Source organism: Methylobacterium platani (assembly GCF_001653715.1).
GTDB classification, from domain to species: domain Bacteria; phylum Pseudomonadota; class Alphaproteobacteria; order Rhizobiales; family Beijerinckiaceae; genus Methylobacterium; species Methylobacterium platani.
On record NZ_LWHQ01000008.1, the window covers coordinates 7,920 to 34,680 of the forward strand.

General features: G+C 72.6%; 22 protein-coding genes. 9 read left to right on the forward strand and 13 right to left on the reverse strand.

The annotated features are described in order from the left end of the window. Positions 1–47: 47 nt before the first annotated feature. From A5481_RS03470 to A5481_RS03485, 4 genes are all read right to left on the reverse strand, one after another. Positions 48–2,870, reverse strand: a complete 2,823-nt coding sequence (locus tag A5481_RS03470) for a DUF4159 domain-containing protein (RefSeq protein WP_048433548.1) — start codon at positions 2,868–2,870, stop codon at positions 48–50. A gap of 11 nt (positions 2,871–2,881) precedes the next feature. Then, positions 2,882–3,796 (reverse strand): DUF58 domain-containing protein, encoded by a 915-nt coding sequence (locus A5481_RS03475; protein WP_048433549.1) that lies wholly within the window; start codon positions 3,794–3,796, stop codon positions 2,882–2,884. Between the two features lie 4 nt (positions 3,797–3,800). Further along, positions 3,801–4,808 (reverse strand): AAA family ATPase, encoded by a 1,008-nt coding sequence (locus A5481_RS03480; RefSeq protein ID WP_048433550.1) that lies wholly within the window; start codon positions 4,806–4,808, stop codon positions 3,801–3,803. A 176-nt stretch (positions 4,809–4,984) separates the two neighbouring features. After that, positions 4,985–6,655, reverse strand: a complete 1,671-nt coding sequence (locus A5481_RS03485) for a tannase/feruloyl esterase family alpha/beta hydrolase (protein ID WP_197514134.1) — start codon at positions 6,653–6,655, stop codon at positions 4,985–4,987. A 174-nt stretch (positions 6,656–6,829) separates the two neighbouring features. Here A5481_RS03485 and A5481_RS03490 point away from each other — a divergent pair, with 174 nt between their 5' ends. Both A5481_RS03490 and A5481_RS03495 read left to right on the forward strand, forming a co-directional pair. Further along, positions 6,830–7,390: a DUF3237 domain-containing protein gene (locus tag A5481_RS03490; RefSeq protein ID WP_048433551.1), complete on the forward strand. Its 561-nt coding sequence runs from the start codon at positions 6,830–6,832 to the stop codon at positions 7,388–7,390. Positions 7,391–7,431: 41 nt separating this feature from the next. After that, entirely contained in the window at positions 7,432–8,001 is a 570-nt protein-coding gene (locus A5481_RS03495; protein WP_048433552.1) for a Uma2 family endonuclease, read from the forward strand. 6 nt (positions 8,002–8,007) lie between these two features. Here the strand turns inward: A5481_RS03495 and aroB are convergent, their stop codons facing one another. Together aroB and A5481_RS35090 are read right to left on the reverse strand one after the other, a co-directional pair. After that, entirely contained in the window at positions 8,008–9,117 is a 1,110-nt protein-coding gene (gene aroB, locus A5481_RS35085; RefSeq protein ID WP_048433553.1) for a 3-dehydroquinate synthase, read from the reverse strand. Between the two features lie 30 nt (positions 9,118–9,147). After that, entirely contained in the window at positions 9,148–9,828 is a 681-nt protein-coding gene (locus A5481_RS35090; RefSeq protein ID WP_082173071.1) for a shikimate kinase, read from the reverse strand. A gap of 246 nt (positions 9,829–10,074) precedes the next feature. On the opposite strand from A5481_RS35090, the gene A5481_RS03510 reads away from it, so the two are divergent. The 5 genes from A5481_RS03510 (at position 10,075) to A5481_RS03530 (ending at position 14,161) form a co-directional block, all read left to right on the forward strand. Beyond that, a complete protein-coding gene (locus tag A5481_RS03510) occupies positions 10,075–10,221 on the forward strand; it encodes a hypothetical protein (RefSeq protein ID WP_048433578.1) in 147 nt (48 codons plus the stop codon). Further along, on the forward strand, positions 10,218–11,138 hold the full coding sequence (locus tag A5481_RS03515; RefSeq protein WP_048433554.1) for a site-specific tyrosine recombinase XerD: 921 nt from the start codon (positions 10,218–10,220) through the stop codon (positions 11,136–11,138). The genes A5481_RS03510 and A5481_RS03515 overlap by 4 nt, the downstream gene beginning before the upstream one ends. A gap of 103 nt (positions 11,139–11,241) precedes the next feature. Further along, complete coding sequence (locus A5481_RS03520) at positions 11,242–12,312, forward strand: endonuclease/exonuclease/phosphatase family protein (protein ID WP_048433555.1); 1,071 nt, start codon at positions 11,242–11,244, stop codon at positions 12,310–12,312. A 111-nt stretch (positions 12,313–12,423) separates the two neighbouring features. Next, positions 12,424–13,191 (forward strand): FadR/GntR family transcriptional regulator, encoded by a 768-nt coding sequence (locus tag A5481_RS03525; RefSeq protein WP_048433556.1) that lies wholly within the window; start codon positions 12,424–12,426, stop codon positions 13,189–13,191. Between the two features lie 19 nt (positions 13,192–13,210). Further along, positions 13,211–14,161, forward strand: coding sequence for a dihydrodipicolinate synthase family protein (locus A5481_RS03530; RefSeq protein ID WP_048433557.1), 951 nt, complete (start codon positions 13,211–13,213; stop codon positions 14,159–14,161). Between the two features lie 28 nt (positions 14,162–14,189). On the opposite strand, the gene A5481_RS03535 is transcribed toward A5481_RS03530, so the two are convergent. The 7 genes from A5481_RS03535 to A5481_RS03565 form a co-directional block, all read right to left on the reverse strand. Then, positions 14,190–14,537 carry a BrnA antitoxin family protein gene (locus A5481_RS03535; RefSeq protein ID WP_082173072.1) on the reverse strand — a complete coding sequence of 116 codons (348 nt, stop codon included), beginning with the start codon at positions 14,535–14,537 and terminating at the stop codon, positions 14,190–14,192. A gap of 55 nt (positions 14,538–14,592) precedes the next feature. Next, the gene (locus A5481_RS03540; protein WP_082173073.1) at positions 14,593–14,799 is read right to left on the reverse strand and encodes a BrnT family toxin; all 207 of its coding nucleotides are present in this window, start codon (positions 14,797–14,799) and stop codon (positions 14,593–14,595) included. A 681-nt stretch (positions 14,800–15,480) separates the two neighbouring features. Further along, complete coding sequence (locus tag A5481_RS03545) at positions 15,481–17,457, reverse strand: transketolase family protein (RefSeq protein ID WP_048433558.1); 1,977 nt, start codon at positions 17,455–17,457, stop codon at positions 15,481–15,483. 129 nt (positions 17,458–17,586) lie between these two features. Next, on the reverse strand, positions 17,587–18,735 hold the full coding sequence (locus A5481_RS03550; RefSeq protein WP_048433559.1) for an acyl-CoA dehydrogenase family protein: 1,149 nt from the start codon (positions 18,733–18,735) through the stop codon (positions 17,587–17,589). A 250-nt stretch (positions 18,736–18,985) separates the two neighbouring features. After that, positions 18,986–20,194: a pimeloyl-CoA dehydrogenase large subunit gene (gene pimC, locus A5481_RS03555; protein ID WP_048433560.1), complete on the reverse strand. Its 1,209-nt coding sequence runs from the start codon at positions 20,192–20,194 to the stop codon at positions 18,986–18,988. Between the two features lie 308 nt (positions 20,195–20,502). Beyond that, positions 20,503–22,581, reverse strand: coding sequence for a 3-hydroxyacyl-CoA dehydrogenase NAD-binding domain-containing protein (locus A5481_RS03560; protein ID WP_048433561.1), 2,079 nt, complete (start codon positions 22,579–22,581; stop codon positions 20,503–20,505). A gap of 89 nt (positions 22,582–22,670) precedes the next feature. Continuing rightward, positions 22,671–23,873 (reverse strand): acetyl-CoA C-acyltransferase, encoded by a 1,203-nt coding sequence (locus A5481_RS03565; protein ID WP_048433562.1) that lies wholly within the window; start codon positions 23,871–23,873, stop codon positions 22,671–22,673. A gap of 245 nt (positions 23,874–24,118) precedes the next feature. On the opposite strand from A5481_RS03565, the gene A5481_RS03570 reads away from it, so the two are divergent. Together A5481_RS03570 and A5481_RS03575 are read left to right on the forward strand one after the other, a co-directional pair. Continuing rightward, positions 24,119–24,892, forward strand: a complete 774-nt coding sequence (locus A5481_RS03570; RefSeq protein WP_048433563.1) for an SDR family oxidoreductase — start codon at positions 24,119–24,121, stop codon at positions 24,890–24,892. A 61-nt stretch (positions 24,893–24,953) separates the two neighbouring features. Continuing rightward, positions 24,954–26,678, forward strand: a complete 1,725-nt coding sequence (locus A5481_RS03575) for a class I adenylate-forming enzyme family protein (protein WP_048433564.1) — start codon at positions 24,954–24,956, stop codon at positions 26,676–26,678. Positions 26,679–26,761 lie beyond the last annotated feature (83 nt).

A 26,761-nucleotide genomic window follows, 5' to 3' on the forward strand; every position in this document is an offset into this window, starting at 1 on the left:
GAGAGGGGATCCCGCGCCTTTCTCGTCAACCGTTGCACCAATTCATTTCACTGCCCCAGCCGCTCCAGCAGCGCCGGCACGTGGACCTGGTCGGCCTTGTAGTTGCCGGTCAGCGCGTACATCACGAGGTTGACGCCGCCGCGGAAGGCCATCTCGCGTTGCCGCGGGTCGCCGCCGACGAGGGGATAGAGCGCTTCGCCGCGCCGGCCGACGGCCCAGGCGGAGGCGAGGTCGTTGCCCGTGATGACGATCGGCGAGACGCCGTCGCCGGCCCGCGCCGGGCGGCGCTCGGCCCCGTCGCCGGCCGGCGGCAGGGCCTCGACCCAGGTCTGGCCGGTGGCGTAGCGGCCCGGGAAGCCGTCGACGAGGTAGAACGCCTTGGTCAGCACGTGGTCGCGCGGCACCGGCTCGAGTTCCGGTACTTCCAGGGTCGCGAGCATGCGCTGGAGGTAGAGCGCCTCCGGCGTCGGCGGCCCGCCGGGACGGGCGGTCATCGCGTCGCGGGTGTCGAAGATCACCGTGCCGCCGTTCTTCATGAAGGCGTCGATGCGCCGGATCGCCTCCGGGCTCGGCTGCGGCCGATTCGGCACGATCGGCCAGTAGATCAGCGGGTAGAAGGCGAGCTCGTCCCGGGCCGGGTCGATGCCGGCGGGCTCGCCGGGTTCGAGCGCGGTGCGGCTGGCCAGCATCTGGGTCAGGCCGGAGAGCCCGGCCCGGCTGGTCTCGTCGACGGTCGGGTCGCCGGTGACCACGTAGGCGATGCGGGTGACGAGCGCCGATTCGATGCCGTTCGGCCGGTTGGCGGCGGGCTCGACGGCCCGGGCGCTCTCGGGCGCCGCCCCCAGCACTAGGACACCGAGGACCAGGGCCGCGGCGGCCGGACGGCGGCGCAGGCGCGTCGCCATCCGCCCGAGGAAGCCGCCGAGCCACAGGCTCGCCAGGGTATCGAGGCCGAGGAGCAGCAGGGCGGCGAGGAAGAAGGGCCCGCGCAGGTCGCGGGTGCGGGCCTCCTCCAGGCCGCCGAAGCGCGCGCCGGCGAGCGCCGTGAGATCGAGGGGCTTCAGCCGGTCCTCGGGCGTGAGCGCGTTGACCGCGAGGCCGCCGTCGACCGGGCCGTAATAGCCCGGCGGGTGCTCGGGGGTCGCCCGCTCCGTCCAGGTCGCCGGCACCGCCCGGGCGGTGGCCGGCGGCGCCTTCAGGGCGCCGAAGCCGTCGAGGGTGAGGCGCGGGGCGAGCACCGGCGGCGGGCTGCCCGGGGCGGCCCCGGCAGTCGGCGGCGCCGTGCCGGCGAGCGCCACGACCCGGCGCAGCATGGTCACGAACAGGCCCGACAGGGGCAGGTTCGACCAGGTGGTGTCGGCGGTGACGTGGACCAGGACCACCATGCCCTCCCCGCGCTTGGCGGCGGTGACGATCGGGGTGCCGTCCTGCAGGGCGGCCCAGGTACGCCGGGCGAGATCGCCGTCCGGCTCGGCCAGGATCTGGCGCTTGACGCCGATATCGGCCGGCGGCGTCAGGCCCGCGAAGGGGCTCTCGGGCGCGAACGGCGCCAGCGTGCGCGGGCTGTCCCAGGACAGGGTGCCGCCGAGGTTGCGCCCGCCGCGGCGCAGCCGCACCGGCACGAGGTCGTCGCTGCCGGCGGCGAGCCGCGGCCCGGCGAAGCGCAGGAGCAGGCCGCCCTTCTCGACGAAGTTCGAGACCCGCTCCTGGGTCGCCGGGTCGAGGGCGCCGACATCGGCCAGGACCAGCACCGAGACCTGCGAATCGAGCATCTGGCCGATCGACTCGGCGACGCCGCGCCCGCCCCGGGGCTCCTGGACGTCGGCGAAGGGGGTGAGCGCCCGGGACAGGTAGTAGGTCGGCGAGAGCAGCGGCTGGGCCTGGTCGGCGGTGCCGCCGAAGACGAGACCGACCCGCCGGCGCCGGCCGCGCTCGTCGGCGAGCACCACGGCGCCGGCTGAATGCTCGCCCGCGACCTCGACCCGGGCGATGGCGTTGCGCAGCTCCATCGGCAGGTCGAAGCGCACCTCGGCCGCGGTGGCGCCGCCCGCGAAGGTGAAGTTCGTCTCGGCGAGCGGCAGGCCCTTGGCGTCGAGGGCGCGCACCGTGCCGGCATCGCGCCCGTTGGGGGCGGCCCGCACCACGCTCACGCCGAGCTGCCCGCCAGAGGAATCCGGACCCGCGAGGGCGAGGGCCGGCGGGCGATCGGCCTTGAGCACGGTGACGTCGGCACGGCTGCGCGCGGCAGCCGCCGCGAGGCCCGCCGGGAAGGCGTCGCCATCGGGTCCCGCGACGCCGTCGCCGACCCAGACCACGGCGCTGCCGGGATTGCGGTCGAGGAAGGCCGCGAGCGCCGGCAGCTGCGCCGCCCGGTCGGCGAGGTGCGGCAGCGGCTCGATCGCGCGCAGGCGCTCGAGCGCCGGGCCCGGCCCGGTGGCCTCGAGGCCGGCGGGCGCGGCGGCGGTAGCGAGCAGGGCGACGGGCCGCCCGGCCCGGGCCGCCGCCTCGACCTCGGCGGTGGCGACGCGGACCCGGTCGCGCCAGTCCTGGGCGGCGGTGAAGCCGTTGTCGAGAACCAGCACGAGGGGCGTGCGGCCGTCGCCCGCGGCTTGCGGGCTCGGATTCCAGACCGGACCCGACACCGCCAGGATCAGGCAGGCGGCCGCCAGGAGCCGCAGGACCAGCAGCCAGGGCGGGGTGCGGGCGGGCGTCTCGCGCTCGGGCAGCAGGTCGGCGAGGATGCGCAGCGGCGGGAAGTCGATCCGGCGCGGCCGCGGCGGCGTCACCCGCAAGAGGTACCAGAGCGCCGGCAGGGCGATCAGCGCCGCGAGGGCGGCGGGTGCGGCGAAGCTGAGGGGCAGTCCGAACATCGAAGGCGTCCTCAGCCCGCGCCGCGGGCGGCGGCGACCAGGGTGACGAGGCGCAGCGCCGCCTCGCTCGCGGGCCGGTCGGTGCGGTGCAGCGTGAGCGTCCAGCCTTGCGCGCGGGTGATCTCCGCCAAGGCGTCGCGGTGGGCGCGGATCCGCCGCCGGTAGGCCTCGCCCCAGGCGGCCGCGTCGCCGACGCGGAGCGACAGCCCGGCCTCGAGGTCGTGCAGCTCGGCCTGGCCGGAGAACGGGAACGTCTCCTCGACGGGATCGACCACCATCACGAGGTGGCCGCGGCTGCCGGCGGCGGCGATCGCCGCGACCGAGGCCCGCACCTGCTCGGGCGGGCTCAGGAAGTCGCCGATCAGCACCACTTCGTCGAAGCGCCCGACGGGCGCGCGGGGCGGCAGATCCTCGTCGAGGCTCGCGGTGTCGGCGGACAGGGTCTCGGCCATCCGCTCGACGATGGTGCGGGCGGCGAGCGGCCGCGACAGGCCGAGCAGGCCGACCCGCTCGCCGGCCTCCACGAAGGCGTCGCCGAGCGCCAGGCCGAGCACCAGGGCGCGCTCGATCTTGGGCGCCTGGGCGAGGTCCGAGCCGAAGCCCATCGAGGCCGAGCGGTCGATCCAGAGCCAGACGGTGTGGGCCGCCTCCCATTCCCGCTCGCGGACGTAGAGCCGGTCGTCCCTGCCTGAGCGGCGCCAGTCGATCCGGCTCGCCGCCTCGCCGGCGACGAAGGGACGGAACTGCCAGAAGCTCTCGCCCGGGCCGGCCCGGCGGCGGCCGTGCAGGCCGTGCGCCAGGGTCGCGGCGACCCGGCGGGCCTCCAGGATCAGGCGCGGCATCCGCTCGGCGAGCGAGAGGGCGGTCTCGGTCTCGCGGCGGCCGGGGGCGCGGGCGGCCGCGTCGAGGACGCGCGTCGCGGCCACCGGGTCAGAGCCGCCCGACGAGGCGGCCGATCAGGCCGGGAATCGTCTCGCCGTCGGCGCGCGCCGCGAAGGTGAGCGCCATGCGGTGCTTCAGCACCGGCTCGGCGAGCGCCGCCACGTCGTCGACCGAGGGCGCGACCCGGCCCTCGATCAACGCGCGGGCGCGCACCGCCAGCATCAGGGCCTGGCTGGCGCGGGGGCCGGGCCCCCAGAGCAGCTTGTCGGCGACCGCGGCGTCGCCGCCGACGGGGCGGGCCGAGCGCACGAGGTCGAGGATCGCGTCGACGACGGCCTCGCCGACGGGCAGGCGCCGCACCAGGCGCTGGGCCGAGAGCAGGGCGTCGGTGTCCATCACCGGCTGCGGCCGGTGCTCCTCGGCGCCGGTGGTCTCGAGCAGGATGCGCCGCTCGGCGGCGCGGTCGGGATAGCCGACGTCGATCTCGAGCAGGAAGCGGTCGAGCTGGGCCTCGGGCAGCGGGTAGGTGCCCTCCTGCTCGATCGGGTTCTGGGTCGCGAGCACGTGGAAGGGCCGCGGCAGGTCGTGGCGCGCGCCGGCGACGGAGACGAAGTGCTCCTGCATCGCCTGCAGCAGGGCCGACTGGGTGCGCGGGCTCGCCCGGTTGATCTCGTCGGCCATCAGCAGCTGGGTGAAGATCGGCCCGCGCACGAAGCGGAACGAGCGGTGCCGGTCCTGGTCCTCGTCGAGGATCTCGCTGCCGAGGATGTCGGAGGGCATCAGGTCGGGGGTGAACTGCACCCGCCGCGCATCGAGCCCGAGCACCGTGCCGAGCGTCTCGACGAGCTTGGTCTTGGCCAGGCCCGGCAGGCCGACCAGCAGCCCGTGGCCGCCGGCCAGGATCGTCACCAGCGCGAGGTCGACCACCTGCTCCTGCCCGAAGATGACCCCGTGGATCGCCTCGCGGGCGCGCCCGACGCTGGCGAGGCAGGCCTCCGCGGCGGCGACGATGCCGTCATCCATCGGGGTCGCGGCCGGCGCGCTGGCTTCCATCATGCGGTGTCCTCGTCAACGTCCGGGGGCCTGAACCGACCTGCGTCTCGGGGGCCCTCCCGGGATCCGCGAGTGTGGATCCCTTCCCCACCGCAAGGCAAGGTCGGCGCGACGACGCAGGGCGGCGGCGCCCCTTCGGCCCCACCCGGCTCGCGCAGGCTTGATCGGGCGGCGCGGCGTCACGGCTCCTTGCAGGAAAAGCTCTCGGCCCGCTCCGCCTCGCCGCCCTGGTAGCGCGCTTCCCTGGGGAACGGGCAGAGCGGCCGGGTCCGGCCCGGGAAGGCGGTGCCCCTGGCCGTGAGGCGGTCCGGCGCCTCGTCGCGCTCCACCCAGGATTCGATGGCGGCGAGCGGGTCGAAGTCGTCGAGGGCCGGCCCGCCGCCGCAATGGGTCATGCCCGGCACCAGGAACAGGCGCGCCCGCTCCGCGAGGGCGGCACCGCCGTTGTCGCGGGCGAGGTCCTGCCAATGGGCGACGAGGTCGCGGGCGGAGAAGACCGGATCGGCCACGCCCTGATAGACCAGGAGCCGGCCGCCGCGGGCGGCGAAGGTCGACAGGAAGGTCCCGGTCGGGTCGTTGAAGGAGGCGGTCTCGGCGGTGCGGGGCACGTCGCGATCGAAGTCGAAGCGCAGGGCATCGAAGCCCGGATCCGGCGGGGTCAGAATGTAGTTCGCGATCGCGGCCGGGCCCAGCGTCGCGTTGCGGGCGTTCGGCGTCGCGGTCTTCGAGGTGCCGAGCTTCCAGGCCCGCCAGCCCGGCGCCGCGAGGCCCGGATCCCAGGGCCAGGAGGCGTAGACCGGACGTCCCTGCGAATCCTTCGCGCCGCTGAAGCTTCGCCGCAAGGCGTCCACCTGCGGCTGGCTGAGGCAGGTCGCGGTCTTGTCGCCCGGGCAGGCGAGGCTCGCCGGATCGAACCGGCAGGAGGCGACCGCCTCGACCGTGCCGTCCGCGAGCCCATCGGCGGCGTCGCAGGTCTTGAGCACCGCGCCGGCGACGAGGGTCAGGTCGGCCTCGCTCAAGGCCTCGGCCAGGATCGGCCTGCCCTCCGGGTCCTTCGGGGCGGCGGAGAGGAAGGCCTGCGTGTCCCAGACCTGGCCGAGCGCCGCCCGGGTGAGCCGGAAGGCCGGGGCGCCCGCGACGATGCCGTCGAAGGCGGTGGGGAAGCGCGTCGCCGCCATCAGGGCGGAGCGGCCGCCGTTGGAGCAGCCCATGAAGTAGGCATGCGCCGGGGCGCGGCCGTAGCGGGCGGCGACGAGCGCCTTCGCCTCCCGCGCGACGGCACCGACCGCGCCGTAGGCGAAGTCGATCCGCGCCTGCTGGTCGAGGCCGAAGGCGGCGTCGGCGTTGTCGCGGCCGCGATGGCCCGAATCGGTCGAGACGACGGCGTAGCCGCGCAGCAGGGCCGGCGGCGCCGTCGCCCCCGAGACGGGAATCGCGCCGAGCGCCTCGCCGACCACGCCGTCGAGCCCGCCGCCGCCCTGGAACAGGAAGCGCCCGTTCCACGCCTCCGGCAGCCGCAGCTGGAAGCCGATGCCGTACGCGACGCCCCCCGCCCCGACCCGCGGGTCGATGGTGCCCTCGACGAGGCAGTGGGCCGGCAGCGCGGCCTTCGCCCGGGCGGCGCCGGTGAGGGCGGCGCGGCCCGGATTGTCGGCCGGCAGGGTGCCGGCGGGGACCGCCTCGGCCCGGGCGATGCGCAGGTCCGGCCGGGCGAGCCGCGCGAGGTCGCCGCAGGCGAGCGGGGCGGCGGAGGCGGGCGAGAGGACGCCCGGCAGGCAGAGGCCGAAGACGACCGGCAGGGAGCGTCGCGCCCTCCCCGTCCCGTTCCTCCGGGTCGCGCTGCGCATCATGACCGCTCCTCCCCCAGGGTTTCGCCGCCACTCGGCCCCGGCCGGAGCGCACCGTCAAGCGACGGCAGCGGATTCGTCGGGCGGAAACCCTGCGGCAGCGCGTCCGCGCCCCTGTCGCGGCCGCCCTGCCCGGCGCATGATCGTCGTGACACCGCCATCCAGGGAGCCTCCGCCATGCCCGACCGCGACGCCCCGCTTCCCGACCGGCGCACCCTGCTCCTCGCCGGTCTCGCCGCGGCGAGCCCTGCCCTGGCGGGGCCCGCCCTCGCGGCGGAGCAGCCCGCGCCCCTCACCGACCTTCCGCTGGTGATGCCGAGAATGGAATTCGTCTACGAGGCGGTGGTCGAGATCGCCCCCCTGGTGCCGCTGGGCGAGTCTCCCCTTGGCGAGCGCCGCATCGTGCCGATCACCGGCGGGCGCTTTCAGGGGCCGCGGCTGCGCGGCACGGTCCTGCCCGGCGGCGCCGACCGGCAGCTCGTGCGCAAGGACGGCGTCCGCCGTCTCGACGCGCTCTACGAGATGAAGACCGAGGACGGCGCGATCCTGACCGTGCGCAACCGGGTGACGATCGATCCCGGCCGCGACGGCGCGCCGGACTACCGCTTCTCGACGATCGACGTCACGGCGCCCGAGGGACCGCATGCCTGGCTCAACCGGCTGGTCCTGGTCGGCACGCTGGCCAGCCTGCGGCCGGCGCAGGAGGCGGTGCTGGTGCGGGCGTTCCGCTTGGCGTGACCCATGGTAGGATGCAGGCGGACGAACAGGGAGCGCCCGCCATGCGCGCCGCCGCGACACGCGATCCCCCGATGAGCCTCGACGGCTTCCTGGCCTTCCTGGAGGAACGGCCGAAGGGGGAACGCTGGGAACTGGACGACGGGGTGCCGCTGATGAGTCCGCAGCCGACGCGGCGGCACGACTGGATCCAGGTCAACATCCTGGAGGCCCTGCGCCAGCACCGGCGCCGGCACGCCAGCCCCTGGCGCCCGTCCGGGCCGAGTCAGGTTCCTGTGCCGGGTGCCGCCCGGACCGTGGCGCCCGACGTCATCGTGGCGATCGACGACGGCCGCCACGATCTCTGCATCACGCCCGCGCCGCTGGTGGTGTTCGAGGTGCTGTCGCCCAGCGACAGGCCGAAACGCCGCGCGTCGAAGCTCGCGGCCTACGCCGCCGTCCCGTCGATCCGGAGCGTCGTGCTGGTGGAGCAGGGTCGCCAGTCCGTGACGGTGCATCGCCGCGATCCGGAGGGCGGCCTCTCGCCGGTCGTCTGCACCGACGCGGTCGATCTGCCGGAAATCGGCGTCACGCTGACATTCGCGACGATCTACGACGACATGCCGCTCGGCTGAGCCGCCTCACCCCAGCTCGGCCACCAAAAACTCCCGCACCGCCCCCGCCTCGATCCCCGGCGCGATGAAGCTCTGCCCGATGCCGCGGGCCAGGATGAAGGTGAGCGCGCCGTCGCGGACCTTCTTGTCCTGGCGCATGGCGTCGAGGAGCTGGTCGGCGTCGCCGCATCCGCCCGGGACCTGGGCCAGCGTGGTCGGCAGGCCGGCGAGCGCGAGGTGGTTGGCGACCCGGCCGGCATCCTGGCCCGGGCACAGGCCGAGGCGGGCGGAGAACCGGAAGGCGAGGCACAGGCCGATCGCCACCGCCTCGCCGTGGACGAGCCGGGCGGAGTCGTAGCGCGTCAGGCGCTCGAGGGCGTGCGCGAAGGTGTGGCCGAGATTGAGCAGCGCCCGCTCGCCGTCCTCGCGCTCGTCGCGCACCACGACCCCGGCCTTGGCCCGGCAGCAGGCCGCCACCGCCGCCTCGCGCGCGGGACCGCCCGAGAAGATCTCGCCGAGGTTGGCCTCGCACCAGGCGAAGAACTCCGGCGAATCGATCAGCCCGTATTTCGCCACCTCGGCGTAGCCGGCGCGCATCTCGCGCAGGGACAGCGTGTCGAGGGAGGCGGTGTCGGCGATCACCAGGCTCGGCTGGTGGAAGGCACCGACGAGGTTCTTGCCGTGGGGGGAGTTGATGCCGGTCTTGCCGCCGACCGAGGAATCGACCTGGGCGAGCAGCGTGGTCGGCGCCTGGACGAAGCGCACGCCCCGGCGCAGGCTGGCGGCGGCAAAGCCCGCGAGATCCCCGACGACGCCGCCGCCCAGGGCCAGGACGAGGTCGCGCCGCTCGACCCGGTGGGCGATCAGCCCGTCGCAGACCTGGGCGAAGCCGGCATAGCTCTTCGAGCCCTCGCCCGGCGTCACCGCGATCAGCGCGGTGCGCAAGGACGCCCGGGCCAGCGAGGCGGTGACGGCGTCGCCGTACTCCGCCGCCACGGTCTCGTCGCTCACCACCGCCACCGCCCGGGCGCCGAGCGCCGCGACGCGGGGCCCGATCTCGCCGAGCAGCCCGCGGCCGATCAGGATGTCGTAGGCGCGGCCCCCGTCGAGGGGCACGTGAACGGTCTCGGTCAGCACGGTGTCCTCATCGAAAGCGGGGGCGCCCGGTCACAGCGCGGCGACGCCGTGGCTCGCCGGCTCCGGCGCGCCGCCGGATTCAGGCCCCTCGCCCGGCCCCTCGCCGGCGAGGTCGCCCGCAGGGTCACCCGCCGGGTCGCCCGCGATGTAGGCGTCGAGGGCTTCGAGCACGTCCTGCACCACCCGGTCGTGCGAGACGTCGCGCGACACCACCATCACGTCGGCCCCGCCATAGACCGGGTAGCGCACGTCCATCAGGCGGCGCATCGTCCCCTCGGGGTCCTCGTTCTGGAGCAGCGGACGGCCGGGGCGCTTGCGCACCCGGCGCATCAGCACGTCGAGCTCGGCCTTCAGCCAGACCGAGACGCCGGATTCGGCGATGCGGGCCTGGGTCTCGGGCCGCATGAAGGCGCCGCCGCCGGTGGCGAGCACCATCGGGCCCTCGCGCAGGAGGCGGGTGATCACCCGCTCCTCGCCGTCGCGAAAGCTCGGCTCGCCGTAGATGGCGAAGATGTCCGGGATGGTCAGGCCGGCCGCCGCCTCGATCTCGTGGTCGGCATCCTTGAAGATCAGGCCGAGGCGTCCCGCCAGGCGCTTGCCGACGGTGCTCTTGCCCGCGCCCATGAGCCCGACCAGCACGATCGAGCGCAGGCCGAGGCCTCGGCGCACGCGCGACTCGATCGAGGGGTCCTGGGTGTGGCGCTGGTTCATGCGGCGTTCTTTAGCCTGTTTTCCGCGCAGGGCGAAACGGCGGAATGCGGGGAAAACCACGTCCCCGCCCGCCGCCGCGCCCGTCCGCCTCGGCACCCGCGCAACAGGCGCCGGCTTTCCGCAAGGCCCCGCCGCGGGCGGCCTTGCCTCGGGGGGCGGCCCGTGGTCGAACCGACGGCCAAGGTGGCCGGCGCGACAGGCGCGCGGCCGCTCGTTGTCACATGCGTCACCCGGGGCCCGTCCGACGTGCCGACCCTCTTCCGCTTCCTGGCCGTGGTGGCGATCCTGGCCGGGCTCGCCTTCGCGGCGATGTTCGCGCTCGCCACCTTCGTCGAGCCGACCCCGCGCGAGATCTCCGTCACCATCCCGAACGCGAAGCTGCAGCCGAAATGAGCGCTTCGGCCCCCCAGGGCCTGATGCACGCCTATCTCGACATGCTGGCGGCCGAGCGCGGGGCCGCCGCCAACACGCTGGCGGCCTACCGGCGCGACCTCGACGACTACCTCGCCCACCTCGCGGGGCGGCGCCAGGCGCCCGGCGACGTCGAGGCGGCCGGGATCCGCGCCTACCTCGCCGAGCTGGAGGCGCGGGGGCTGAAGAGCACCTCGGCGGCGCGCCGGCTCTCCTGCGTGCGCGGCTTCCACCGCTTCCTCTACGCCGAGGGCCTCGCGGAGAGCGATCCCACCGCCCCGGTCTCCGGGCCGAAGCGCGGGCGCGGCCTGCCGAAGGTGCTGTCGGTGGCCGAGGTCGACCGGCTTCTCGCGGTCGCCAAGGAGGCCGCCGCGAAGGCGCCGACCCCCGGCGAGGCGGCGCGGGCCGGGCGGATGCACTGCCTGATCGAGCTCCTCTACGCCACCGGCCTGCGCGTCTCGGAGCTCGTCGCCCTGCCGCGCGCCGCCGGCGCCACCAAGGAACGCTTCCTCGTGGTGCGCGGCAAGGGCGGGCGCGAGCGCCTGGTGCCGCTGACCGAGGTCGCCCGCACCGCCATGGCGGCCCATCTGGCGACGCTGACCGCGCCCGGTCCCTGGCTGTTTCCCGCCGAGAGCGAGACCGGCCACCTGACCCGCCAGGCCTTCGCCCGCGACCTCAAGGCCGTGGCCGCCGCCGCCGGCATCCGCACCGACCGGATCAGCCCGCACGTCCTGCGCCACGCCTTCGCCAGCCACCTCCTGCAGAACGGCGCCGACCTCCGGGTGGTGCAGGAGCTGCTCGGCCACGCCGACATCTCGACGACGCAGATCTACACCCACGTCCTCGACGAGCGCCTGAAGCAGATGGTGCGCGACCTCCACCCCCTCGCGAGCGCCTGACCCCGGCGGGCGCCCGCCCCTCCGATCGTCGCCGTGGCGCGCGGGCCGGCGCGACCTATCTCGTCCCGTCAAGGCGGCCGGGGCCGCGGGGGAAAAGCAGCACGTGCCGGTCTCGACCCTGTCCCTCGTCGCGCAGGCCCTGGCGGCGCTCCTCGTCGCCGCGACCCTGCTGCCGTTCTGGCGCAGCCGCGCCGGCCTGGTGCGCACCTTCGACTTCCCGCGGTTCCAGATCGCGGCGGCGATGCCGCCGGTCCTCGTCCTGCTGGTGATCGCCGGGCACGATCCGGCCTCCCTCGTCCTCGGCGCCGCGCTCCTGGCGGCGCTGGGGCTGCAGCTGCGGCACATCCTGCCGTTCACGCGCCTGACGAAGCCGAAAGCCGCCGCCGCGCCGGACGACGCCGATCCGGGGACCTGCGTGTCGATCCTGATCGTCAACGTGCTGCAGTCGAACCGCGCCTACGATCGCCTGCTGCGGGTCGTGGAACGCAGCGACCCCGACCTGATCCTGGCGCTCGAGACCGATGCCGGCTGGCGCGACGCGCTCCAGCCCCTGCGGGCGCGCTATCCGCACGGGGTCGATCAGGCGCAGGACAACACCTACGGGCTGCTGCTCTATTCGCGCCTGCCCCTCGACGACGTGACGCTGCGCTTCCTCGTGGAGGACGACGTGCCCTCGGTCCGCGCCGGCGTCACGCTGCCGTGCGGCGAGCGCTTCACCTTCCACGGCGTGCATCCGCGCCCGCCGCATCCGGGCAACAGCAGCGCGACGCGGGACGGCGAATTGGTGCTGGTCGCCCGCGAGGTCGCGCAGGAGGGCGGTCCCGCGGTGGTGGCGGGCGACCTCAACGACGTCGCCTGGTCGCGCACCACGCGCCTGTTCCAGGCGATCGGCGGCCTCCTCGACCCGCGGGTGGGGCGCGGGGCCTACCCGACCTTCCACGCCCGCTGGCCGATGCTGCGCTGGCCCCTCGACCACGTCTTCTTCAGCGAGCACTTCCTGCTCGCCCGGCTGGAACGGCTGCCCAATGTCGGCTCCGACCACTTCCCGATCCTGATCGCCCTGTGCCGGCACGGCGCGGCGGAGGCGATGCAGGAGCCGCCCGCGGCCGATGCCGAGGACCGGCGGGAGGGTGCCGAGGCGGTGGCGGAGGCGCGCGAGGCGGCGGCCTCCTGATAGCCCAAGCGCAAAAGTCAAACAGTATGACTATTCCGCCGGGCGCGCCCGTGCTGTAAGGGTCCGGCCGGCGCCGCGGGGGCGCCGCACCGGCGGACCCGTCCCAGATCCATGCGCGCGCCGTTCACGACCGTCCGGACCTCCGACGCGGCGCCCGCCCGGGCCGGCGTGGTGATGATTCCGGCCGGGCGTGCGCGCTCCAACCACGCCGAGGTGGCGCGCAGCCTCGGCACCGCGATCATCGCCGGCCGCTACGCCGCCGGCGCCAGGCTGCCGGGGGACGGCGAGCTGATCGCGACGTTCCGGGTGTCGCGCCCGGTCCTGCGCGAGAGCGTCAAGACGCTGGCGGCCAAGGGGCTTCTGACCACCAAGGCCCGGGTCGGCACGGTGGTGCGCGAGCGCGCGGCCTGGAACATGTTCGACGCCGACGTGCTCGCCTGGCACCTGGAGGCCGGCATCGACCGGCGCTTCCTGCGCGACCTCGCCGAGATCCGCCTCGCGGTCGAGCCGGCGGCCGCGGCGCTCGCGGCCGAGCGCCGCGGCCCCGACGACCTCGCCGCCCTGGAGGCGGGTCTCGCGCGGATGCGGGCCGCGCCGTCGGATTCGCCGGGCTTCGCGGAGGGCGACCTCGCGCTCCACGTCGCGGTGGCGGTCGCCTCCGGCAACCCGTTCATGCGCTCGATCGGCGGGGTGATCGAGGTCGCGCTCCGGGCCTCGTTCCAGCTCAGCGCCCCGGTCGAGGCGGCGGAGCGCGAGGCCACGCTGGCCGCCCATGCCGCCATCGTCGCGGCCATCACGGCGGGTGATCCGGACGAAGCGGCCGCCGCCATCACCGCCGTCATTCACAACGGCCTGCGCCGCCACGGAGCCGCGGCCTGACACCCGGGAGGAGAACGCCATGAGCACGACGAGCGCGACGACGAGCATACCGACATCCCGCCCCTATCGCGGCGTCTTCCCGGTCGCCCCGACGATCTTCCACGAGGACGGCACCCTCGATCTCGACGGGCAGCGCCGGGCGATCGACTTCATGATCGAGGCGGGCTCCGACGGCCTGTGCATCCTCGCCAACTTCTCCGAGCAGTTCGTCCTCACCGACGCCGAGCGCGATGCCGTGATGCAGGCGGTGCTGGAGCATGTCGCCGGCCGCGTGCCGGTGATCGTCACCACCACCCACTTCGCCACCCATATCTGCGCCGAGCGCTCGCGCCGGGCGCAGGACTTGGGGGCGGCCATGGTGATGATCATGCCGCCCTATCACGGGGCGACGATCCGGGTGACCGAGGCCGGGATCGAGCGATTCTTCCAGGCGGTCTCGGACGCGATCTCGATCCCGATCATGATCCAGGACGCGCCGGTCTCCGGCACCACGCTGTCGGCCGCCTTCCTGGCGCGGCTCGCCCGCGAGATCGCGAACGTCTCGTACTTCAAGATCGAGACCGCGCAGGCGGCGGCGAAGCTCCGCACGCTGCTCGAGCTCGGCGGGGAGGCGATCGAGGGGCCGTGGGACGGCGAGGAGGCGATCACCCTGCTCGCCGACCTCGATGCCGGCGCCACCGGCGCGATGACCGGCGGCGGCTACCCGGACGGCATCCGCCAGATCCTCGACCCCTATCTCGCCGGACGCCGCCACGAGGCGGTGACGGCCTACGGCCGCTGGCTGCCGCTCATCAACTACGAGAACCGCCAGACCGGGCTCGCCGCGGCCAAGATCCTGATGAAGGAGGGCGGCATCATCCGCTCCGACGCCCTGCGGGCTCCCCTCGAACTGCCGCATCCGGCCACGCGCGCCGGGCTGATCGAGATCGCCCGGAGCCTCGATGCGGCGGTGTTGCGCTGGGGGCGGTGACGAAAAGGCGCTTGCGGGGGAGCGGGCGTCAGCCCGCTCTCTCCTTCGCCTGCATATAGTGTCGAAGCACCGCATTGATGCGCGTCTGGTAGCCTCGGCCCTCCTGGCGGAAGAAACTCAGCACGTCGCGATCGAGCTTGATCGAGATCGCTTCCTTGCCGGACGGCGGCTCGTCGAGGCCGGCCCAGACCGTATCGTCGAGACCGGGGTGATCCGGATCGGACGCTGCCATCTCGTCGATCTCCGCCTCGCTCAGGGCCGAGAGACGGGCACGATCCGTCTCCGAGGCGACCGGCCGGAACGCTCCATCGGCATCGCGCCTCAGCAGCGTACCATCCGCCAGGCGGGTGAAGATGATGGGATCAGCGTTCGCCATAGCGTGCGCGCTCCTTCCGATTGGCGGGCCAAGCCGTGATGAGCCACGTCGTCGGTCAGCGCATGGTATACACGACAGTAAAGATACCACCTAATGCCGCACCTATCGCGACGCGACGTTCTTCGCCGTAGTCGAAGCGGAGATCGACAACATCGAGGCGTCCGCCATCCGCAAAAACCTCCGCCATATCCAGCAGATCGAAGCCGCGCTCCTGCTGCAACCAGGCGCGCTTCCCGGGGTGGCATCCGAACAGACGTTCCATAGGACGCAAGTATATCTTACGGTATATACTCTTGCAATCACGGAAAGCCAGGCTCGCTCATGATCGAGTCTCGTGTCCACCGAGCGGGCGTCGCCTCGTGACGAGGAGGCGAAGGTGGACGGCATCGATCGCGGTATCACCACCCGCGTCCCACGCAACCGCCGTCCCATACTCGGCTATCCGGGCGCCTGCAAAAGATATCTGGTCGCTGAAGAGTCGAGATCAAATCAGCGCCAGTCTTGATCCAGTCCATCAGTTCGATCCGATCGCTCCCGCCGTCCGTCCAAGTCACGTTCAGCGTGCTCGGAGGGTCCGCGACCACCGCCCGGATACGCAGGAAGCCTCTCTCCACCACCGCCGCTTCATTGGCCGCATCGCTGCGCGTAGCGCTGGGGCTTTCGATTTTCTGAGATCCTATTTGATTCCATCCCACAGACTTGACACCATCCAAGTCATTCCGGGGCTGCGAAAGCGGAGCCCGGAATCCAGAAACCCAGAAGGCGGATGCTGAAGCGGAAAGAAAGCCGATCCGTTCTGCAGCATCCGCATTTCTGGGTATGCCACCGGCATTCCGGGCTCCGCTGCGCGGCCCCGAATGACGAAGAGGGTATGAAGACTGTCGATCACGTCAAACAGGCTCTCCGGGACGGGCTCACGGCGGCACGCCCGCCCGGCCCTCCTCTACAACCGCGCCCTCACCTCCTCCACCACCCGCTCCGGCGTGAGGCCGAAATGGCGGGCGAGGTCGGCTTCCGCCCCCGAGGCGCCGAAGCCGCTCATGCCGACGAAGCCGCCGTCCTCGCCGAGATAGCGGTCCCAGCCGAGGCGCACCGCGGCCTCGACCCCGACCCGGACGGTGCCGGGCCCCAGGATCTCGCGGCGATAGGCGGCGTCCTGGCGCTCGAACAGCTCCCAGGACGGCATCGAGACCACCGCGGTCGGGATGCCGTCGGCCTCCAGGCGGCGGCGGGCCTCGACGGCGAGCGCGACCTCCGAGCCGGTGGCGAGCAGGGTGACGCGGCGGGGCGCGGTCGCCTCCTCCAGCACGTAGGCGCCGCGGGCGGAACGGTTCTCGCCCGCGCCGTCGCGCCGGACCGCCGGCAGCGCCTGCCGGGCGAAGATCAGCGAGGACGGGCCGGTGCGGTTCTGCAGCGCGATCTCCCAGCATTCCGCCGCCTCGACGGCGTCGGCCGGGCGCAGGACCAGCATGTTGGGAATGGCCCGGAGCGACGCCAGGTACTCCACCGGCTGGTGGGTCGGTCCGTTGCGGCCGATGCCGACCGAATCATGGCTGAACACGAACGGCACCGGCAGACCCATCATGGCGGCGAGCCGCAGCACCGGGCGCAGGTAGTCGGAGAAGACCAGGTAGGTGACGCCGACCGGCACGACGCCGCCATGGGCGGCCATGCCGTTCATCATCGCCCCCATGGCGTGCTCGCGGATGCCGTAATGGACGTAGCGCCCGCCCTGGTCGTCCGCCGTGAAGGCCTTGAGCTTGCGCTTGTGCTGGGTCGCGCCTTCCAGGTCCGGCGCGCCGGAGAGGAGTTCGGGAATGGCGTCCGCGAGGCGGTCGACCAGCTCGCCCGAGAGTGCGATGCCGGATTGCGCCTTGCCCGACCGGGCGGCCTCGTCGCGGAAGGTCCGCAAGGGCGCGTCCCAGCCCTCCGGCAGCTTGCCCTCGCGCAGGCGGTCGAGCAGGCGGCGGCGCTCCGGCGGCAGGGCGGCGACGCTGCGGGTCCAGGAATCGAACTCGGGGGCGTTGCGCTCGCCGGCCGCGCGCCAGGCGGCGCGGATCCCGTCCGGGATCTCGAAGGCCGGGTGCGGCCAGTTGAGTGCCTTGCGGGCAGCTTCGCTCAGCGAGGCCGGGATGCGGGCGGAATGCGCCGCCCGCGTTCCCTCGACGCCGGGCAGGCCGCGGCCGATCACCGTGGTGCAGCGGATCATCGAGGGGCGCGGATCGGCCTTGGCCAGCAGCAGCGCCGCCGAGACCGCCTCGATATCGTGGCCGTCGACCTCTTGGACGTGCCAGTGGCTGATGCGGAACCGCGCCGCCATGTCGTCGCTCAGCGCGAGGTCGATCGCGCCGTCGTCGGTCATCCGGTTGTCGTCCCAGAGGAAGGTGAGCTTGCCCAGGCCCAGGTGACCGGCGAGCGAGATCACCTCCTGGCCGACGCCCTCCTGCAGGCAGCCGTCGCCGACGAGCGCGTAGGTGCGGTGGTCGATGATGTCGGGCCCGAGCCAGCGATTGAGGTAGGCTTCCGCCAGCGCCATGCCGGCGGCGTTGGCGATGCCCTGGCCGAGGGGGCCGGTTGTGGTCTCGATGCCGTGGGCGGGTGCGTATTCCGGGTGGCCCTCGCAGGGCGAACCGAGCTCGCGGAAGCGCTTGATGTCCTCAAGCCCGATGCCCGCATAGCCCGAGAGGTGCAGCAGGGCATAGAGCAGCATCGAACCGTGGCCGTTCGACACGACGAAGCGGTCGCGGTCGAACCACAGGGGCTCGCGGGCGAGGAACTTGAGGTGGCGGGTGAAGAGCGCCGTCACCGTGTCGGCGGCGCCGAGCGGCGTACCCGGATGCCCCTCGCCCACCCGCTCGATGGCGTCGATGGACAGGAAGCGGATCGCATCCGCGAGCGCGCGCGGCTCGGTGCCGGTCATCTTGGGGTCCCTCCCGGGGATTGTCGGGTGCTCTTGAGGCGCGGTCACCCAACAATCGCCCGGGGCGGAACTCAAACGAGTTTTATCCGCGCCGGGATGAGCGGGATTCACCTCCCGCTCGATTCCGCGTCAGGCGGCGATCAGCCCGCCCATCCGGGCGACCCGGCCGAGATGGTGGTCGGCGTCGCCGAACAGCTGGTCGATCATCGTGACCCGCTTGAAGTAGTGGCCGACGCTGTACTCCATGGTGACGCCGACGCCGCCATGGAGCTGCACCGCGCCCTGGCCGACGATGCGGCCGGAGCGGCCGATCTGGACCTTGGCGCCGGCAATCGCCCGGGCGCGCTCCTCCGCGTCGTCCTCGCCCGCCATCATGGTGGCGAGGAAGGCCATCGAGCGGGCCTGCTCCAGGGCGATGAACATCTCGGCGGCGCGGTGCTGCAGCACCTGGAACGAGCCGATCGTCACCCCGAACTGCTTGCGGGTCTTCAGGTACTCGACCGTCAGCCGGTGCATCCGGTCCATCGCGCCGACCGCCTCGGCGCAGAGCGCGGCGATCGCCTCGTCGGTGACCCGCTCGATCACCGGCAGCGCGCCGGCGGGGTCGCCGATCACCGCATCGGCCCCGACCCGGACCGAGGACAGCGACACTTCCGCCGCCCGCAGCCCGTCCTGGGTCGGGTAGCCGCGGCGCGACACGCCCTCGGCGTTGGCCTCGACCAGGAACAGGCCGATGCCGTCGCGGTCGCGGCGCGAGCCACCGGTCCGGGCCGAGACGATCAGCCGGTCGGCGCTGTCGCCGTGCAGGACGAGCGACTTTTCCCCCTCCAGCACCCAAGCATCGCCGTCGCGCCGCGCGGTGACGCCGACGTCGTTGAGATCGTAGCGGGCCTGGCGCTCGCTCTGCGCGAAGGCGTACCGGGTCTCGCCGGCGATGAGGCCGGGGAGCCACTCGGCGCGCTGCGCGGGGCTGGCGGCGTGGCGCAGCACGCCGCCGGCGAGCACCACGGTGGCGAGGTAGGGCTCGAGCGCCAGCGCGCCGCCGAACGCCTCCATGACGATCATCGTCTCGACCGGGCCGCCGCCGATGCCGCCATCCTCCTCGGAGAACGGCACGGCCAGCAGTCCTTGCTCGGCGTAAGATTCCCACATCGCCTTGGCGAAGCCCTCCGGCTCGCGGCCGTGGCGCTTGCGGGCCTCGAAATCGTAGCGGTCGGCCAGCAGCCGCTCGACGCTGTCCTTGAGGAGGCGCTGCTCCTCGCTCAGATCGAAATCCATCGACGTGTTCCCGGTCGGTCTTGAGGCCGGCAGCGCGGCCGAAATGTCTGGCTCGCTCCCTTTCCCGGACGATTGAAGCGAAGCGGAAGGAGATCCGGGATCCAGCAGGGACAGTGCTGCGAAGCAGCTCTGCCTTTTGCAACGTCGCAAACAGACGGACGCTTCGCGACTTCTTGTGCTGGATCCCGGGTCGCATTCCGCTGTCGCTGCATGCGCCCGGGAAAGGGGGGAGTGGAGGAAGCCCCGGGGCTCAGAGCCCGAGGATCGCCTTCGCGATGATGTTCTTCTGGATCTCGTTCGAGCCGCCGTAGATCGAGATCTTGCGCCAGTTGAAGTAGGTCGGCGCGGCCGGGCCGGCCCAGTCGGGGCCGACCGGCGGCTCGTTGCTCAAGTGGTCGTCGCCCTCGTCCTCGGCCGCGTAAGGCAGGGCGTAGGGCCCGACGACCTCCAGCAGCAGCTCCGTCGTCGCCTGCTGGATCTCCGAGCCCTTGATCTTGAGGATCGAGGAGGCCGGATCCGGCTTGCCCTTCTCGCGGGTGCGCTCGGCGGCGACCACGCGCAGCTGCGTCATCTCCAGCGCCTTCAGTTCGATCTCGAGCGCCGCCAGCTTCTCGCGGAAGCGCGGGTTCTCGAGGATCGGCGTGTCGCCGACCCGCTCGATCGCCGCCAGCTCCTTCAGGCGCCGGATGCGCTGCTTCGAGACGCCGACCCGGGCGATGTTGGTGCGCTCGTTGCCGAGCAGGAACTTGGCGTAGTCCCAGCCCTTGTTCTCCTGGCCGACCAGGTTCTCGACCGGCACCTTGACGTCGTCGAAGAAGACCTCGTTGACCTCGTGCCCGCCGTCGATGGTCTGGATCGGCCGCACGGTGATGCCCGGCGTCTTCATGTCGATGAGGAGGAAGCTGATGCCCTCCTGCTTCTTCACGGTCGCGTCGGTGCGCACGAGGCAGAAGATCCAGTCGGCGTACTGACCGAGCGTGGTCCAGGTCTTCTGGCCGTTGACGACGTAAGTATCGCCCTCGCGCACGGCCTTGGTCTTGAGCGAGGCGAGGTCGGAGCCGGAGCCAGGCTCGGAGAAGCCCTGGCACCACCAGTCGTCGATGTTGGCGATGCGGGGCAGGAAGTGCTTCTTCTGCGCCTCGTTGCCGAACTGGGCGATGACCGGCCCGACCATGTAGACGCCGAACTGCAGCGGCGACGGCGCCGGGAAGCTCTGGAGCTCGTCGAGGAAGATGTACTGGCGCACCGGGTCCCAGCCGGTGCCGCCCCACTCGACGGGCCAGTTCGGCACCGCCCAGCCCTTCTTGTTGAGGATCTTCTGCCAGGTGACGATGTCGTCCTTCGACGGGTGGCGCCCGTCGATCATCTTCTGGCGGATCTCCTGCGGCAGATTTTCCTGGAAGAAGGTGCGGACTTCCTGGCGGAAGGCGCGCTCCTCGGGGGTGAAGCGAAGGTCCATGGCTGCCTCCTGAACGATTTATTGTCTTGAATCTATTCGCTCGACGTCCAAACCCTCCCCCGCAAAGGGCAGGGCTGTCCGGGGAAAAGAGTGGCGCGCCTCCCCTCTCCCGTGTGGGAGAGGGGTTGGGGGTGAGGGTGACACGCTTCAGTGTGAGGCATTGAGCGTTGTGCTGGCAGCGGGACGGTTCAGCATCTTGCGGAACCGTGTCACCCTCACCCCTACCCCTCTCCCACTCGGGAGAGGGGATCCTGCGCTTGATTCTACCCCCATACAGCCCTGCGCAGAGGGAGGAGGGTTCGGACGCCCTACAAGTCCTTGAAGCCCTTGCCCTCGGACGCCAGCCGTTCCAGCAGGGCCGCCGGCTTGAACGCATCGCCGTACTCGGCCTGGTAGGCGCGCAGGCGCTCCAGCACCTTCGGCAGGCCGATCGTATCGGCCCAGAACATCGGGCCGCCGCGATAGACCGGCCAGCCGTAGCCGTTGATCCACACGATATCGATGTCCGAGGCCCGGATCGCCTTGCCCTCCTCGAGGATCTTCGCGCCCTCGTTGACCATCGGGTAGAGGGTCCGCTCCAGGATCTCCTGGTCGGTCGCATCGCGCCGCTTCACGCCCTGGCGCTCGGCGACGCGCGCGATGATCTCCTCGGTGACCTCGGAGGGCGTCGCCTTGCGCTTGGCGTCGTAGTCGTAGAAGCCGGCGCCGGTCTTCTGGCCGCGGCGATCCTGCTCGCACAGGAGGTCGCGCACGCTCTCGGACTTGTTGGTCTCCCGGCTCCAGCCGATGTCGAGGCCGGCGAGGTCGCTCATCGTGAACGGGCCCATCGGCAGGCCGAAATCGTGGATCACCCGGTCGACGTCCCAGGGGGTGACGCCCTCCAGGATCAGGCGGTTCGCCTCGCGCTGGCGCTCGGCCAGCATGCGGTTGCCGACGAAGCCGTGGCAGACGCCGACCAGCACCGGGATCTTGCCGACCTTGCGGCCGAGCTGCATCGCGGTGGCGATGACGTCCTTGGCGGTCTTCTCGCCGCGCACGACCTCCAAGAGGCGCATGACGTTGGCCGGCGAGAAGAAGTGCATGCCGATCACGTCGGCCGGCCGGTTCGTCATCGCCGCGATCGCGTCGATGTCGAGGTAGGAGGTGTTGGACGCGAGGATCGCGCCGGGCTTGGCGATCGTGTCGAGCTTGGAGAAGATCTCCTTCTTGATCCCCATGTCCTCGAACACGGCCTCGATGATGAGGTCGCACTCGGCGAGCTTGTCCAGCTCCAGGGTGTCGGTGAGGAGGCCCATCCGGGTCTCGACGTCCTCAGGTCTCAGGCGGCCCTTCCTGGCGGTGTTCTCGTAGTTGGTGCGGATGGTCTTGAGGCCGCGATCGAGCGCCTCGCGCTTCGTCTCGACGATCGTCACCGGGATGCCGGCGTTGAGGAAATTCATCGAGATGCCGCCGCCCATCGTGCCGGCGCCGATCACGCCGACGCGGGCGATCGGGCGGGCGGGCGTGTCGTCGGGCACGTCCGGGATCTTGGCGGCCTGGCGCTCGGCGAAGAACACGTAGCGCTGCGCCGCCGACTGGGTGCCGGAGACGAGCTTCTGGAATTCCGCCCGCTCGAAGGCCAGCCCCTCGTCGAAGGGCAGCCGGCAGGCGGCCTCGATGCAGGCGATGCAGGCTTCCGGCGCCTCGAAGCCGCGGGTCTTGCGGGCATTCTCCTGGCGGAACTCCGCGAACAGGCCCGGATTCTCGCGGCTCTCCGCGATCTTGTCGTCGCGGTCGCGGATCTTCAGGAGCGGCCGGCCCTCCGCCACCATCCGCTCGGCGAAAGCGACCGCGTGGGCGCGCAAGCCCTCCTCCGGCGCCAGCTCGTCGACGAGGCCCATGCCGGACGCCGCCTTGGCGCCGATCGGCGAGCCGCCGACGATGACGTCGAGGGCCTTGCGCGGGCCCACGACCCGCGGCAGGCGCTGGGTGCCGCCCGCCCCCGGCAGGATGCCGAGCTTGACCTCCGGCAGGCCGACCTTGGCCGAGGACACCGCCACCCGGTAGTGGCAGGCGAGCGCTGTCTCGAGCCCGCCGCCGAGCGCGTTGCCGTGGATCGCCGCGACGACGGGCTTCAACGAGGCCTCGATGCGGTTGAGGAGGTCGGGCAGGCTGATGCCGCTCTGCGGCTTGCCGAACTCGGTGATGTCGGCGCCCGCCGAGAACATCCGGCCGCCGCCGATCAGCACGATCGCCTTGACGGCGGAATCGGCCTCCGCCGCCTCGAGCGCCGCCAGGATGCCCTGGCGGAGCGCGGTGCCGAGCGCGTTGACCGGGCCGGATTGCAGCGTCAGCACCGCGACCGCGCCCTCGCGCGCGGTCGAGACGACGTTGTCGTTTGCGTTCACGTCTTGAGCCATCGTCGGCTTCGTCCCTCTGCCGGCGTCCTCCGGGCGCCTCTTGCCGGGCGCCGTCACGAGCCGGGATGGTGGCAGGTTCAGTAGATCTCGAACAGGCCCGCGGCGCCCATGCCGCCGCCGACGCACATCGTCACGACGCCATACTTGGCGCCGCGGCGCCGGCCTTCCAGCAGGATGTGCCCGGTCATCCGCGCGCCCGACATGCCGTAGGGATGCCCGATCGAGATCGCGCCGCCGTTGACGTTCAGGCGCTCGTCCGGGATGCCGAGCCGGTCGCGGCAATAGAGCACCTGGCTGGCGAAGGCCTCGTTCAGCTCCCAGAGATCGATGTCGTCGACCGTGAGGCCGTGCTGCTTGAGGAGCTTGGGCACCGCGAAGACCGGGCCGATGCCCATCTCGTCCGGGTTGCAGCCGGCGACCGCCATGCCGCGATAGGCGCCGAGGGGTTGCAGGCCCCGGCGCGCGGCCTCGCCGGCCTCCATCAGCACCACCGCCGCCGCGCCATCCGAGAGCTGGCTGGCATTGCCGGCGGTGATGAACCGGCCTTCCTTGATCCGCTGCCCGTCCTTGAAGACGGGCTTCAGGCCCTGCAGGTCCTCGAGCCTGGTCTGCGGCCGGTTGCCCTCGTCCTGGCTTAGGGTCACGTCCTTGTGCGAGACCGCGCCGGTCGCCTTGTCGACGACGGCCATGCGGGCGGCCATCGGCACGATCTCGTCGGCGAACAGGTTCTCTCCTTGCGCCCGGGCGGTGCGCTGCTGCGATTGCAGGGCGTAGGCGTCCTGCGCCTCGCGGCCGATGCCGTACCGCTCGGCGACGGTCTCGGCGGTCTCGATCATCGTCATGTAGATCGCCGGGATGCGCTCGACGAGCCACGGATCCTGGGCGCGGAAGCGGTTGGCCTTGTCGTTCTGGACGAGCGAGACCGATTCGAGGCCGCCGCCCACCGCGACGTCGAGCCCGTCGGTGATGATCTCCTTCGCCGCGGTGGCGATCGCCATCAGGCCCGACGCGCATTGCCGGTCGAGGCTCATGCCGGCCACCGTCTCGGGGAGCCCGGCGCGGAGCGCCGCCTGGCGGGCGATGTTGCCGCCGGTCGAGCCCTGCTGGAGCGCGGCCCCCATCACCACGTCGCCGATCTCGGCCGGGTCGATGCCGGCGCGCTGCACCGCGTGCGCGATGGCGTGGCCGCCCAGCGCCTGGGCCTGCGTGTCGTTGAACGCGCCCCGGTAGGCCTTGCCGATGGGGGTGCGCGCGGTGGCGACGATGACGGCTTCCCGCATCTTTCGGTTTCCTCCGACGACCCCGTCCGCCGCTCACGGGCGGGGCGGGGCTCTGCCTCATTATCGTGGATTGGGTATGGAGCCGCAAGAGCCCCGAAACCCGGGCCGGAGCGAGGGGCGATGCCCTCGATCCGCCCTCGCCACGGCCGCGTTTTCGAAAACACGGCTTGCTTAATCGTCATACAGGGCTAAGGTCGCCTCAAAAGCAAGGCCTGTTTTGGCAGCGCCGACAGGGAGGACGCCCCATGCAGTCGCCGCTCTTCGACCTCACCGGCCGCGTCGCCATCGTGACCGGCTCGTCGCGCGGCATCGGGCGGGCCATCGCCGAGCGCCTGGCCGAGCACGGCGCGAAGGTCGTCATCTCCTCGCGCAAGGCGGAGGCCTGCGCGCCGGTCGCCGACGCGATCAACGCCCGCCACGGCGAGGAGCGGGCGCACGTGATCGCGGCCAGCATCTCGTCGAAGGCCGACCTCGAGCGCGTGGCGAAGGGCACCGAGGACCGGTTCGGCCGCATCGACACGGTGGTCTGCAACGCCGCCTCGAACCCGTATTACGGGCCGATGAGCGGCATCTCGGACGACCAGTTCCGCAAGATCCTCGACAACAACGTCATCGCCAGCCACTGGCTGATCGGCTTCTGCTCGGCCGGCATGATCGAGCGGCGGGACGGGTCGATCATCCTGGTCTCGTCGGTCGGCGGCCTGAAGGGCTCGGGCGTGATCGGCGCCTACAACGTCTCGAAGGCGGCCGACTTCCAGCTTGCCCGCAACCTCGCGGTCGAGCTCGGGCCCCACAACGTGCGGGTCAACTGCATCGCGCCCGGCCTGATCCAGACCGACTTCGCCCGCGCCCTGTGGGAGGATCCCACGTCCCGTGCCGCCTACACGGCGCGCACGCCGCTCGCCCGCATCGGCCAGCCCGACGAGATCGCCGGTGCCGCGGTATTCCTGGCGAGCCCGGCCGGCGCCTTCATGACCGGCCAGAGCATCGTGATCGACGGCGGCCAGACCATCACGTAACGGTCCGTCCCCGGCCTCCCCTGCCCGCTTCCAGAGAGTCACACGAGTCACGAGCCCGCCGATGACCGAGCCGACGACCGCACCGTCCTGGCCCGCACTCTCCCTCGCCGAGGCGACCGCGCGGCTGACCGCGCCGGGCGCGCCCTTCGCCATCGCCGAGATCCCGATCCGCGGCGTGCCGACCCGGATCTGGGCCGGCGCGCCGCTGACCTTGCGCGACATCTTCGTGGCCGGACGGGTGCACGGAGCCAAGACCTTCCTGGTCTACGAGGACGACCGGGCGAGCTTCGAGGCGTTCGGCCGCGCCGCCCTGGCGCTCGCCGGCGACCTGGTCCGCGGCGGCGTCCGGCCGGGGGACCGGGTGGCGATCGCGATGCGCAACCTGCCGGAATGGCCGGTGGCGTTCTTCGCCGCGATCCTCGCCGGTGCGGTGGCGACGCCGCTCAACGCCTGGTGGACCGGCCCCGAGCTCGACCACGGCTTCATCGATTCCGGCGCGTCCGTCGCCATCGTCGACGAGGAGCGCTGGGCCCGCATCGCCGAGCGCCGCGCCGCCTACCCGGCCCTGCGCCGGGTGCTGATCGCCCGCGCGCCGGCCGCCCCCGGCACCGAGAGCCTGACCGACCTCATCGGCCCGGTCTCCGCCTGGGCCGATCTGCCCGAGGGCCGCCTGCCGGAGGTCGCGATCGGCCCGGAGGACGTCGCCACCCTGTTCTACACCTCGGGCACCACCGGCCGCTCGAAGGGGGCGATCGGCACCCAGCGCGCCGGCGCCAGCAACGTGATGGCGCACCCGTTCTCGGCCGCCCGCGCCTTCCTGCGCCGCGGCGAGCCGGTGCCGGTGCCCGACCCCGCCGCGCCCCAGAAGGTGGCGCTGCTCTCGATCCCGCTGTTCCACGTCACCGGCTGCTTCGCCACCCTGGTGACCAATCTGTATCGCGGCGGGCGGCTGGTGATGATGCGCCGCTGGGACCTCGCCCGCGCGATGGCGCTGATCGAGCGCGAGCGCTGCACCAGCGCCGGCGGCGTGCCGACGATCGCGTTCCAGCTCCTCGACGGGATGGCGGCCGGCACGCACGACCTCTCCTCGCTGGAGACCATCAGCTACGGCGGCGCCCCGGCCCCGGCCGAGCTGGTGCGGCGCCTGCGCGCCGCCTTCCCGAAGGCGCAACCGGCGACCGGCTGGGGCATGACCGAGACCACCGCCACCTTCACCCACCACCAGGGCGAGGATTACGTCCACCGCCCCGACAGCTGCGGCCCGCCGCTGCCGGTCTGCGAGGCGAAGGCGATGGACCCGGACGGCAACGCCCTGCCGGCCGGCGAGGTCGGGGAATTGTGGGTCAAGGGCCCGGTCGTGGTGGCGGGCTACTGGAACCGGCCGGATGCCGATGCCGAGGTGTTCCGCGACGGCTGGCTGCGCACCGGCGACCTCGCCCGGATCGACGACGAGGGTTTCATCACCATCGTCGACCGGGCCAAGGACATGCTGATCCGCGGCGGCGAGAACATCTATTGCGGCGAGGTCGAGAGCGTCCTCTACGAGCATCCGGCGGTGGTCGACGCCGCCGTCGTCGGCCTGCCCCATCCGACGCTGGGCGAGGAGCCGGGCGCCGTGGTGGCGATCGCCCAGGGCGCGGAGGCGAGCGAGGAGGAGTTGCGGGCCTTCGTGGCGGCGCGGCTCGCGGCCTTCAAGGTGCCGGTGCGCATCCTGCTCCACGACCAGATCCTGCCGCGCAACCCGAACGGCAAGATCCTGAAGAGCGCGCTGAAGGCGCTGTTCTGAGCCCGGCCCCGTCCGCCGGGGCGGCGCCCGGGCTCCACAACGGCCGGCGATGCGGTAGAGAGCGGCGACCGGCCGGCCCGTTC

Coding starts and splice junctions, on each gene's coding strand:
- A5481_RS03470 (WP_048433548.1), bottom strand. CDS start 2,870: ATGTTCGGACTGCCCCTCAGCTTCGCCGCACCCGCCGCCCTCGCGGCG.
- A5481_RS03480 (WP_048433550.1), bottom strand. CDS start 4,808: ATGATGGAAGCCAGCGCGCCGGCCGCGACCCCGATGGATGACGGCATC.
- A5481_RS03485 (WP_197514134.1), bottom strand. CDS start 6,655: ATGATGCGCAGCGCGACCCGGAGGAACGGGACGGGGAGGGCGCGACGC.
- A5481_RS03490 (WP_048433551.1), top strand. CDS start 6,830: ATGCCCGACCGCGACGCCCCGCTTCCCGACCGGCGCACCCTGCTCCTC.
- A5481_RS03495 (WP_048433552.1), top strand. CDS start 7,432: ATGCGCGCCGCCGCGACACGCGATCCCCCGATGAGCCTCGACGGCTTC.
- A5481_RS35090 (WP_082173071.1), bottom strand. CDS start 9,828: ATGAACCAGCGCCACACCCAGGACCCCTCGATCGAGTCGCGCGTGCGC.
- A5481_RS03515 (WP_048433554.1), top strand. CDS start 10,218: ATGAGCGCTTCGGCCCCCCAGGGCCTGATGCACGCCTATCTCGACATG.
- A5481_RS03525 (WP_048433556.1), top strand. CDS start 12,424: ATGCGCGCGCCGTTCACGACCGTCCGGACCTCCGACGCGGCGCCCGCC.
- A5481_RS03530 (WP_048433557.1), top strand. CDS start 13,211: ATGAGCACGACGAGCGCGACGACGAGCATACCGACATCCCGCCCCTAT.
- A5481_RS03535 (WP_082173072.1), bottom strand. CDS start 14,537: ATGGCGAACGCTGATCCCATCATCTTCACCCGCCTGGCGGATGGTACG.
- A5481_RS03540 (WP_082173073.1), bottom strand. CDS start 14,799: ATGGAACGTCTGTTCGGATGCCACCCCGGGAAGCGCGCCTGGTTGCAG.
- A5481_RS03545 (WP_048433558.1), bottom strand. CDS start 17,457: ATGACCGGCACCGAGCCGCGCGCGCTCGCGGATGCGATCCGCTTCCTG.
- A5481_RS03550 (WP_048433559.1), bottom strand. CDS start 18,735: ATGGATTTCGATCTGAGCGAGGAGCAGCGCCTCCTCAAGGACAGCGTC.
- pimC (WP_048433560.1), bottom strand. CDS start 20,194: ATGGACCTTCGCTTCACCCCCGAGGAGCGCGCCTTCCGCCAGGAAGTC.
- A5481_RS03565 (WP_048433562.1), bottom strand. CDS start 23,873: ATGCGGGAAGCCGTCATCGTCGCCACCGCGCGCACCCCCATCGGCAAG.
- A5481_RS03570 (WP_048433563.1), top strand. CDS start 24,119: ATGCAGTCGCCGCTCTTCGACCTCACCGGCCGCGTCGCCATCGTGACC.
- A5481_RS03575 (WP_048433564.1), top strand. CDS start 24,954: ATGACCGAGCCGACGACCGCACCGTCCTGGCCCGCACTCTCCCTCGCC.